We start from the raw sequence: 11,473 nt of genomic DNA on the forward strand, positions 1-11,473 counted from the left end.
TATCTCAAATCTAATATCTCAATTTTTAATTCAATTTTCGGATTTCATTGTACACCCTTTCGCAACTATAGGCATCCTGATGTGTGTGGTACAGATCTCTTATTTTCTTGCGCCACTTTGCATGAGTCTGTGGTTGTTCAAAATACCTGCTTAAATGGGTGATAAACTCGTTTTGCGTACTCGATTTTGCTCCGGGAGTGTTGGCTTCGAAATCGATAAAAAAGCCTTTGTATTGGCTGTATTCCTCCAAATCGTATGGTAAGAAAACAATAGGGCGATCCATTAGAAGATAGTCAATCCAAAGTGAAGAATAATCCGTTACCAAAATATCTACGTAAGGCAACAACTGATACACATCTTCGAATCTGTCCTGATCGGCTTTAATTACTCTATCTATCGAGAAAAAGTCGTGGGTTTTTCCAAGAGTTTTTCTTTTGATATCTTCTTTATGACCACGAACTAAAATATAGGCATCTTCTTTTTCCAAATATTTAGAAAGTTGATCCGCATTAAAATCCTCAAAAGGGAAGAAGTGAGTCTTGTGTCCTTCCTCGCGCCAGGTTGGAGCATAAAGAATAATCTTTCGATCCAGAAATGGATTTTTCAGAAGCAAGTCAGTATTCAAATTGAACTCTTTCAACAAATAATCGTTACGAGGCAATCCACTTACCCAAACCTTATCCATATCGATATTAAAACCTGCCGCATGAATAATTTGTTCAAGAGGTGAACTACCTGCCATGTAAGAGTATTTTTGCAATTGCTTTTCCTTGCCATATTTTCTCCAAACCGGGGTTTGCAAACCCATTTTTTTCATTGGAGTTCCATGTCCCAGGTAGATGATATTTTTGAATTTTTCGTGCAGATAATAAGGCGCAAATGCAGCAGCACTAATTCCGTACGAAATGATTACATGTTTCGATCGAAGAAAAAGGAAGAAGCCTTTTAACGACCAGGCATAAACCACTTCACCAGGAAATGTTTCTTCTAATTTTCGGTATAAGTTCTTGTTCGGAGTAAATAGAATGCTGTTGAAATCATTCTTTTCTCTCATGTATTCGAACTGGTATTTCGAATTATCGAAAAAGAATTTTTCTGTTAGAAAAAACAATGCAATGCGTTTGTTCTTACGTACTATTAATTCCAGAAAGAAATAGAACCAACGCATGATAAACAAACTAATGTGCAAAAGAACAATCTTCTGCATAAAGTTGACAAATTGTTGTCTTCTTGAATATGCCTTACTCATTTTCCTTCTTCAATTTTAATGCTCCAAAAACAACTCCTCCAGCTAGTAGAACAAAGAACAATATCATACTTGCCAAAGAAATTTTTTCACCATTGAAATATCCCTTTGGTTCAAATTTGAACTCAATTTGATGTTTTCCTGCAGGTAGTTTCATTCCGCGTAACACAAAGTTAGCTCTGAAATGATTGGCTGGTTTTCCATCGATATAAGCATTCCATCCTGGCTGATAATACATCTCAGAGAAGATAGCCAATTGTTCCGATTGAGCCTGATAATTGTAGATAATGCTATTTGGAGAATACTTCGCCATTTGAATACCTGCAGTTGAATCAGCAGTAATATCCAATCCATTTAATTGATCTTCGAAACGTTGATCAACGATGGCTTCTTTTGCAGGATCAATGGCATTCAGAATCATGATTTCTTCGTTGGCATCCTTCACTATTTTGTAGGTTTCAACCAACCACGCATTACCTAAAGCATCAGGATTGATAGCTGCTTGCATTCCTTTTTCCCCTTGTGTGATTACATATCGGGTGTTTAGCATGTTCAGAACCTTACGGTTTCCTTTTTCGATATGGTAATCGTACAATTCCTGAATGCGACGCAATTTGGCACCATGATAACCACCAATTGATTTGTGGAAATAAGATGTACGAGCACTTTGGAATGGAGAACCAGCTTGCTCATAAACTCGGTAATTGGTATTGTAGGTGATTGCCCACAATTGAGCGGCAACTTTTTCGTAATCACTAGCTTTTTTATTTTTTCTAGTGTATTCTGTTATTGCTTGCTTGGCTATAGCTTGTAATTCGGGATGATTTCTCAATTCGGTTTGCAGGATCTGGTAATCAGCCATATTTGGCATGTAAGCCAGGTTTAAATCTTTTTTCTCAACAAAATTATCGTTGGTCGTAAATCGTTTGTTAACAGGATAAAGATCAACTACAACTAGTAGAATTAAAGCAGGAATAAAGAATTTTGTTTTCAGATATCCCTTCGAAAAGGCAAATAAACACGCTAAACCTAAACCAATAAATAGCAAACTTCTCAATGCATCTGCTTTAAATATATCAATACGGGCATCTACTAAATCATTCTGAATTTCTGATATGAATGCTAGAGCATTAGGATTCGATGATTTTATTTGAGCAAAGTAGTTTTGCTCCATATCACTAAGGAAATCGAGTCCCATTGTAGGCATTACATAAAGAAGTAAGGCTACTCCTCCGGTTAAAACAAATGGCAACACAAGCACATTTACCTTGTACGAGGAGATGGCTATTTTTCTTTTTAGAACTTCTGGCTCATCAATTATTTTCTTCAAAGCTAAAATCGCTAATAATGGAACACAAAGCTCTACTATAATTAGGATAGATGATACAGCTCTAAATTTATTGTAAAGAGGAACGTAATCGAAGAAAATCCCAGTAAGTGTTTGGAAATTGTGTCCCCAAGAGAGCATGATTGCTAAAATAGTTGCAGTTAACAATCCCCATTTCAATCGACCGCCAACAATGAAGATACCCAATACGAACAGGAACATGATAAACGCACCAATATACACAGGACCAACAGTGAATGGCTGATTACCCCAATAGTGGTGATTATTAACCTGCTTCATATCGTAATAATCCGATACTTTTTGAATTTGACCGCCGTTAATGTAGTTCAAAATCTGCATTCCTTCCTGAGGTGATCCGCCACCACCTTTTACATTCGGAATTAGAAGACTTAAAGTCTCCTGAATACCATAACTCCACTGTGTACCATAGTCCTTGTCAACACCACCGGTTTTATTGTCTTTATTCCCAAGTGTTAATTCCGATTTGCCACGAATGGTTGATTTTGTATAATCGTATGAATTATACAGGTTGGTAAAGTTTACACCCAAGGCAATTACTGATGCAATTGCAAGTACACCAATGGCTTTGAAAAAGTGTTTCAGGTTCTTCTCCTTCAATTGGTGATAGAATTCGAATATCAGGATACAGAAAACCATGATCACAAAATAATAGGTCATCTGAATGTGATTGGCATACAATTCCATGATTAGGAAAAAGCCCGCAATTAATCCACCCCAAAGATATTTTCCCCTGAAAACCATCAATATCCCGGCAAGGGCAGGAGGGATGAACGCCAATGCATTCACTTTCCAGAGGTGACCCGCACCAATAATAATGATGAAATAGGTAGAAAAAGCATAGGCTATGGCACCTGCAATAGAGAGCCAAGGATTTACTCGTAAACTTATCAGAAGAATGTAAAATCCAATCATGTACAAGATCAGGAACTTTACAGGATCCGGAGTATATAGCTCCATCATCTGTTTGAAAGTATACATGTCTTTAGCACGATAATCCACATTAATGTGATAAGATGGCATTCCACCAAACATGGAGTTGGTCCAAAGGGCATCATCACCGGTTTGATTTCGGTAATCAACAATCTCTTTTTTTGCTCCCCAGGCATTTATGGAGTCACTCTTTTTATAGACTTTCCCTTCCAAAGCAGGCTGGAAATAGATGAATCCAATGATTAGAAAGATGATGATGGAGACCAGGTGTGGTAATGCTGATTTAAATATCGACTTAAAGTTCATTATCGTGTGTGTTTTTGCAGATTCTATTTTAAAGCCCCTAAAATACAAAAAGCACAGAACAAAATTGCCCTGTGCTTCACTTAATATTTTCTATTATGGTTTTGCTTATTTCTTCAAAAACGGTTTCACGTTCAGCATTCCACTGTATGTTTCAATTGTATACTTATTCAACCAATTGTAGAACTCTTCAATTTCTTTTTTATCGGCTTTAGCTGATCGCCATTTTTGTTGATGAATCTCTGTGTTTTCGAAAAGTTTCTCTTCCGCTTTTTCCAATTTTTGAATGATTCCTGTTTTCTCGGCATTCACCAGTTCCGAAACCTTTAAATACTTGTATCCGGCAGAGCGACTAATAGGATAGCATTTGTTTTTCAACTCCATTGACATGGCATTCAATGGACAGTTTTCTTTTCCTTCAGCCAATAGTACTTTAGGAAGATTCTTGCCACCTCTTACCCAAACAGGCAATGCGATTGATGTATTTGGAAAACCAACCTGAGTCCAGATGGTTGCCATATCTTTTGCTTCGCCTTCTTTAACTCCTTCAATCATGATCATTGATGAAGAACCGTGACGAGTGATTAAATCACCAGAATTTACAAAGTTTTCACCATAAGGAACCGTTTCGAATTCTTTTCTGAAATCACGCTTCAAAACAGGATGTTTCAAACATCTCGAGAAGTTTTGGATTACGGTTTTGGCGCTCATATCGCCACAAGCATCAGCCTGGTAAAAGATATCCTGAGCAGTTTGGAAACGGATAAATCCATAGCCAATATCTTTTTTACCAGTAAACGAGTAGTTGGTTCTTAGAATATAACCATTAGGAGCTTGAGCCGGATCGTTGGCATCAAACTTGGTAAAGGTTTGGTTGTTTACCTCGTAGAAAGCAACATTACCATCGGCATCTAACACGCCAAAGTGTGCCGCTAAACCCATTGGTTTTGGAGTATCTTTCATTAATTGCTCAAATTCTTCCAGGTTGGCACATTTTTGCAATGCCAATTTCATAAACTTCCCTTCCTGATCTTTCAAAGAAGTAGTGTCCTTCATATTCACATTAAAAGAAGCAGAATTCATGATGGCGAATCCCATTGAGTTGGAACCACCCCAAACGTTTTCCCCTTTTTCATCCTTGGAATTGATCAAGCCAATGTATGGATATTTTCCATCTGTGAAATACATCATCTTGTTTTCGAAGCTTTCAGTATCGCGAAGCTTCCAAATCATAGGACGACCATCTTTGGTGTATTTGCCAGAAATTACGGCAGTTGTACAAGCATCAGCTTGCCATACGCTTACTACTACAAGTAGTAATAGAGTTAAGAGTTGTTTCATGTGTTTAAGTTATCTTTTAAAGGTCACATTGAACTCACAAATAAATTTGATCATCCTCTTGTGTGTCAATTTGGATAATCAAATTTTCATGTTCGTTTCATGTGTAAGTAGTGGTTAAGTTGTTTGAAGGCACTAATGTAATTAATAATTATGACTTCTAAATTAGATTGTAGAATGATTTATAGCACCCCTTCGCCTGTCGGCACTTCCCCTAAAAGGGGAAGACATTAATATTAACATTCTCCCCTTTTAGGTTCTTCTTTATACACAAATGTTGAACCCACTTTGGGTTCTTTGATTCGATTGTCAATACCACGGGTAAAACCCGTGGTTATTCCAATTAAACCACTTCGTGGTTTTCCAGGAGGAAAAATTACAGAATTTGAAAAGATTATATCATAGAATTTAGGTATCCCGGAGGGATTCAATATAAATAACCCCGCATGAAATGCGGGGTTATTTATGACAGGTATATGAGGTTGAACCCCGAAGTGGGTTCAATGTCTTCTCTGTGATATGAAGAGATGTGTATAAAGAGTAGCCACCCAGGGGAAGTGCCGAAGGCGAAAGGGTGAAACAGCAGTAAACGAAAGGGTGCATCGTGAAGTAAATCATTATTAATTAATAATTGTTCCTCCTGTCTTCTCTAAAACGATATTCTTCTCGCACTTTATGGATTAGGTCTGTATCGATTTCTCCAATGATAATATCTTCCTTGCTTTTTAAGGTGGTAGGAGAGGTATTGTAATCGACCCAAGGAGGACAAAAGATAGAGTTACCATATTTCTCTCCCGCTCGATTTAAACTGAGCATGTAAATTTGATTTTCCAATGCTCGGGTAATGATAAAGTGATGCCAACTTGGAAAGCTGTTATCCTTATAAAAGGCAACTGGATGAAACAGGAAATCGATATTGTGTTCCAAAGCTAATTTGCGAGTCAGTTCAGGAAAACGCATGTCGTAGCAAATGATCATACCCAATTTAACACCATTAATTTCGAAGCTTACGGTTTGATCTCCTCTTGTGAAATATTCCTTTTCCATAGAGTTGCCAAATTGTGCCATGTGCTGTTTGCTATAGACAGTTACTATCTCTCCTTCGGGATTGATAACAGCTTGAGAAATGAAATATTTATCATCCTTTATTTGAGGAAATCCATAACAGATGTAGCAATTTTTCTCTTTGGCTATTGATGAAAAAAACTGAAAGCTATCCCCTGAAATATCTTCAGCTAAATCTTGTAAATTATCGAATGTTTCTCGAGAATATCCACAGGTAAAGAGTTCAGGTAAAACTATCAGGTCAACATTTTCTAGTTTATCGATGATCTTCTTTGCCTGGAGCAGATTAGTATCTCTATCGGCTATAGTTTTAGCATCTATATTGTTGACTTGTATAGCAGCGAATTTGAGTTTGGGCATGCTTGAAGAGATTAAAATGGTAAGCTTAAAGATAATGAAATTGAAAAATACCTCATCTCCCTCATTAAGTTCGGGACTTTCTCCTTGAGGAACTACTCTTAAGACACAAATATTGAACCCACTTCGGGGTTCTATGGTTTGATTACCAAACACCACAGGTTTTACCCGTGGTTATTCAAATTAAACCACTCTGTGGTTTTCTATAAGGAAAAAATTACAAAATTTGAAAGGATTAAATCATAGAATTTAGGTATCCTGAAGGGATTCTATATAAATAACCCCGTATGAAATTCGGGGTGGATAAATGATAGATATATAAGACTGAACCCCGAAGTGGGTTCAACACCTTTTTTTTTACGATATTCGAAGATCTTTAGAAATAGTAGTTCTAAGAGAAGTTTAGGATGAGGAGATAACAAAAAAAAGCCATCCTCAATGAGAATGGCTTTTATATATTTTGAATTCAGCTTATTTTAATTGCTTAAATAAAGCTTTCATGCTAACATGTGAATCAAGGATCTCAGCTAATTTTGAAATCTCAACACGCTCTTGTTCCATGCTGTCGCGATGACGAATAGTAACCGTATTGTCTTCCAACGATTGGTGATCAACCGTTACACAGAAAGGAGTACCAATAGCATCCTGACGACGGTAACGCTTACCAATAGAGTCTTTCTCGTCGTACTGGCAGTTGAAATCAAATTTCAAGTCGCTAATGATTTCGCGAGCTTTATCTGGTAAACCATCTTTCTTAGTTAATGGCATTACACAAAGCTTAACCGGAGCCAAAGCAAGAGGTAAACGAAGAACTACACGTTCGTCGGTTTTTCCATCTTCCTTCTGGATTTTTTCTTCCTGGTAGGCTTCCGACATAATTTGCAGGAACATACGGTCAACTCCAATCGAAGTCTCTACTACATAAGGAACGTAGCTCTTGTTCAACTCAGGATCGAAATACTGAATTTTCTTACCTGAGAATTCCTGATGCTGATTTAAATCGAAATCGGTACGAGAGTGAATACCTTCCACCTCTTTAAATCCGAATGGGAATTTAAACTCTACATCGGTAGCTGCATTGGCATAGTGAGCCAATTTATCGTGATCGTGGAAACGGTATTTTTCTTCGCCAAAACCTAGGGCTTTGTGCCAGCTCATACGCGTTTCTTTCCAAGCATTAAACCATTTCATTTCCTCACCCGGACGAACAAAGAACTGAAGCTCCATTTGTTCGAATTCACGCATACGGAAAATAAACTGACGAGCAACAATCTCGTTACGGAATGCTTTACCAATTTGTGCAATCCCGAAAGGAATTTTCATACGACCTGTTTTCTGAACATTCAGGTAGTTTACGAAAATACCCTGAGCCGTTTCCGGACGAAGATAAATCTTGCTACTTCCATCAGAAGTTGAACCCATATCGGTTGAGAACATTAGGTTGAACTGACGAACGTCGGTCCAGTTCTTAGTTCCCGAAATAGGACAAGCAATCTCGTTATCGATAATGATTTGCTTCAATTCGTCCAAATCATTTTTATCCAAAGCATCAACAAAACGCTTGTGAACCGCATCCATTTTCTCTTTGTTTGCCTTAACACGAGGATTGGTTGCTCTAAATTGTTCTTCGTCGAAAGATTCACCAAACTTTTTCTTTGCTTTGGCAACTTCCTTGTCCATTTTGGCTTCAAATTTAGCCATCAAATCCTCAATTAAAACATCAGCTCTGTAACGTTTCTTTGAATCTTTGTTGTCAATCAATGGATCATTAAAAGCATCAACGTGACCCGAAGCTTTCCAAATGGTTGGGTGCATAAAAATAGCAGTATCGATACCCACTACATTTTCGTGCAATTTTACCATAGAATCCCACCAGTATTTTTTGATGTTGTTTTTCAATTCAACACCCAATTGTGCGTAATCGTAAACAGCACTTAGTCCATCGTAAATTTCTGATGACTGAAATACAAAACCGTATTCCTTACAATGGGCAACCAGTTTCTTGAAAATATCTTCCTGAGCCATAAATCTTATATTTTAAGTTTATTATTTTAATTTGAACGAAACACAAAAATACAAAAAAAGCCATTCGATGGCTTTTCCATATCATTAATTTCTAGTGTTTTTGATAAATTATTTTTTGAATCGTGATATACTATCGTTTGCGTAATAAATAAATTATTACTCATCTACTTCCTCAAAATCTACATAGTCGCCAATATCCTTTTTGTTTGGATTGTTTTTTCTATCAGTAGATTTATCGATGGTAACTTCGCCTTCTTTCTTTGTGTTTGTTTGCTGCTGTTGTTTTTGCGCTTCTTTCTGCATTTTATCAAATGTTTTCTGCACCAAAAACGGGAACATTGCTTTAATAGTCCATTTTAACAAATAATATATGCCGACAGCAATAACGATAAACTTTATAAATGCCATATTCTAATACTTTTGAACGACAAAGATAATAGAAATATAGTGAAGCGTAAATACCTTTAAAAAGTCTCCGGGACAATCGCATTAAAAAACCATTTTAGCATCTATCCCAGATATTCTTCCCCATGAGTGAGAATAGGTATTTTGTTAGGTATTTCACTGAGGTAAATTGAGAATACTATTGGATTTAGTGAGATAAATCTCTAAATAAAGATCTCTATAGTTTTACTATACAGATTGGTGTGTCGATTAGACATTTCTGTTTTTTCATTTCATTCTAGCTGTGCAAATTTTTAAATGTGAGTTGAAAATATTTTTTTGTTTACTAAAAATATTTTTTAAATTTGATAGAGTCACCTAAAAATAAGGCACATACAAACTGTATTGAAAAGATCGTTTGTTTAGGCAATGCCAGTATTGGTAAAGCCCTGCAAATTGCTTTTTCAATTCATATCAATACTTACAAAGGCTGAAAAAATAATTTTTTGAACCATGTCAGTATTTACAAAGCTTGAAAAATGGATTTTTGAATTGATATCAGTACTTACAAAGACTGAAATATTGTTTTTTTGATCCATATCAATACTTACAAAGCAAAAAATGACAATTATAAATAATAAGTACTAACCCTAAAAATGAGAATTTATGTCATTAATAAAGAAAATAATACCGAGCAGTCGCAATGGCGACATTAGTGCATTACTAACGCTTATTTTGGCAGCATTTGCAAAGATAGATTGGAGTACTGATACGTATTTAACGTCAATAATCGAAAAGGTAAAAGGCTTTAATACTTCCCTGATTGAGGCTTTAAACCGATTGAAAGTCTATTCGATTATGGCAGAAAAAGACCATGTTCGCGATATGGCTATCAGATCTTTATTTAAGTTGGTTGAGGGCTATACTCATATTCCGGTTGCCGATGTTAAAGAAGCTGCTTTGGTAGTAGAATATGTATTGCAGCAGTATGGTTTAAACATTCAGAATTCGGATTATGCAGAAGAATCGGCAGATATTGAGTCCTTACTAAACGACCTGGCTAAGCCCGAAGTTGTGGCAGCCATAGCCAAGTTGCAAGGTGTAGCCGAAATTATTAGCGAATTAGCTGCAGCACAAAAAGATTTTGAAACAGTAGCCCTGCAACAGGCAGAAGGAGAAAGCGCCAAGAGAGATTTGGCTACGGCAAGCAAACTAAAGAAAGAGGTAATTAAAGAAATTAACGACAATATGGTGGGCTACCTAAATACCATGGCTAAGGTAAATCCTGACACTTACAAAGCTAGCGCCCTAACCATTGCCGAGTTAATAAATAACAATAACGAATTGGTAAAACGTCGCCGCACTGCAAGCGAGGCGGATGCTGAAACCGTATAACAACTACTGTAACAAAAGCTTTCACAATTTGTGAAGGCTTTTTTTTAGATAAGAATGTTAACTTTGAATATCAAAATGTAAAACATAAGAGATTGACGCCCACGCAAGCAGGAAAAATCTCTTGCAAAAATAAAAAGTCCATTAGACGTAATTTTAACGGACAACACAAAGAATAACAACAACTTAAACAAACAGCCATAAAGACTGTGTAAAATGCATAGCGTGTTATACATACGTTGTGGCTAATATTAAAGAAAATACCTTGGACAAAACTTTAGACTTAATAAAAGAACTAGAAAAACACTCTGAAAAAACTCAGGAATTTAAATTCTTATATGAGAATCAGATGATAATTATAAGACAGAATAAAGACCCATATTGGATATTAATATTGTTATTCCTTCTCGTCTTTTGCGTACCTATTCTTATGCTTTTCATTGACACTAATCTTTTTGTTAAGATTGGAATTGCGCTAGTTTGGATGATTTATATGGGGAAAAAGTTCATAAGAACCGCAATTAAAAACAAAGATTTGAAAATTGACATCCAAAACAAAAACATTGAATTAAACACAAACTCAGTATTGACGAAGTGGTTTAGTTCGGATACCAAATATTGCTTTGAAGATTTTAAATCAATTGTAATCGAAAAAAAAGAAGAAACTAATCATCAATCAATGAGTTCTTTGATTTTCTATGCGGTTAATGCAAAGACTAAAAATGGCGATTTAACCTTATGTATGTTTAATGATAATTTCATTGCTAAGCGATTCGCCTTTTTAATGAGAATTTTGATTGATTAGTAAATATACTAGCCACAACAAAAGTTAAAATTAAAGGGCGGTGATGCCCAACTTGATAATGTAACAAAAACAATAAACGCAATGCGGTTTTGATAAGGTGGCAGTTTTAAATCGCCCTCAAATTTTAGCAAGACCGTCAGACTGTCTAAAAACCTTGATAAGTTGTTGATAAGTAAGCATGCTTGTATTTGATAGATTTTCAGCACTTTGTTATCTTATAGTATGAGATTTATACAAGGACAAGACAGAACACAAACTC

8 protein-coding genes are annotated in these 11,473 nt (G+C 36.1%); 2 read left to right on the forward strand and 6 right to left on the reverse strand.

What is annotated here, in order from left to right:
• Positions 1-25 precede the first annotated feature (25 nt).
• The 6 genes from GCQ56_RS18655 to GCQ56_RS18680 all read right to left on the reverse strand — a co-directional run bounded on the left by GCQ56_RS18655 (position 26) and on the right by GCQ56_RS18680 (position 9,041).
• Positions 26-1,249 carry a CDP-glycerol glycerophosphotransferase family protein gene (locus GCQ56_RS18655; protein ID WP_152736053.1) on the reverse strand — a complete coding sequence of 408 codons (1,224 nt, stop codon included), beginning with the start codon at positions 1,247-1,249 and terminating at the stop codon, positions 26-28.
• Positions 1,242-3,851 carry a YfhO family protein gene (locus GCQ56_RS18660; RefSeq protein WP_152736054.1) on the reverse strand — a complete coding sequence of 870 codons (2,610 nt, stop codon included), beginning with the start codon at positions 3,849-3,851 and terminating at the stop codon, positions 1,242-1,244. The genes GCQ56_RS18655 and GCQ56_RS18660 overlap by 8 nt, the downstream gene beginning before the upstream one ends.
• A 105-nt stretch (positions 3,852-3,956) precedes the next feature.
• On the reverse strand, positions 3,957-5,189 hold the full coding sequence (locus GCQ56_RS18665) for a hypothetical protein (protein ID WP_152736055.1): 1,233 nt from the start codon (positions 5,187-5,189) through the stop codon (positions 3,957-3,959).
• Between the two features lie 621 nt (positions 5,190-5,810).
• Entirely contained in the window at positions 5,811-6,611 is an 801-nt protein-coding gene (locus GCQ56_RS18670) for a carbon-nitrogen hydrolase family protein (RefSeq protein WP_152736056.1), read from the reverse strand.
• 468 nt (positions 6,612-7,079) lie between these two features.
• Positions 7,080-8,633: a glycine--tRNA ligase gene (locus GCQ56_RS18675; protein ID WP_152736057.1), complete on the reverse strand. Its 1,554-nt coding sequence runs from the start codon at positions 8,631-8,633 to the stop codon at positions 7,080-7,082.
• A 156-nt stretch (positions 8,634-8,789) separates the two neighbouring features.
• Positions 8,790-9,041 carry a DUF4834 family protein gene (locus tag GCQ56_RS18680; RefSeq protein ID WP_152736058.1) on the reverse strand — a complete coding sequence of 84 codons (252 nt, stop codon included), beginning with the start codon at positions 9,039-9,041 and terminating at the stop codon, positions 8,790-8,792.
• A 642-nt stretch (positions 9,042-9,683) separates the two neighbouring features.
• Between GCQ56_RS18680 and GCQ56_RS18685 the strand changes: the two genes are divergently transcribed.
• Complete coding sequence (locus GCQ56_RS18685) at positions 9,684-10,412, forward strand: DUF6261 family protein (RefSeq protein WP_152736059.1); 729 nt, start codon at positions 9,684-9,686, stop codon at positions 10,410-10,412.
• 238 nt (positions 10,413-10,650) lie between these two features.
• Positions 10,651-11,214 (forward strand): hypothetical protein, encoded by a 564-nt coding sequence (locus GCQ56_RS18690; protein ID WP_152736060.1) that lies wholly within the window; start codon positions 10,651-10,653, stop codon positions 11,212-11,214.
• Positions 11,215-11,473 lie beyond the last annotated feature (259 nt).

This window comes from Marinifilum sp. N1E240 (assembly GCF_009295825.1).
Lineage (GTDB): Bacteria > Bacteroidota > Bacteroidia > Bacteroidales > Marinifilaceae > Marinifilum_A > Marinifilum_A sediminis.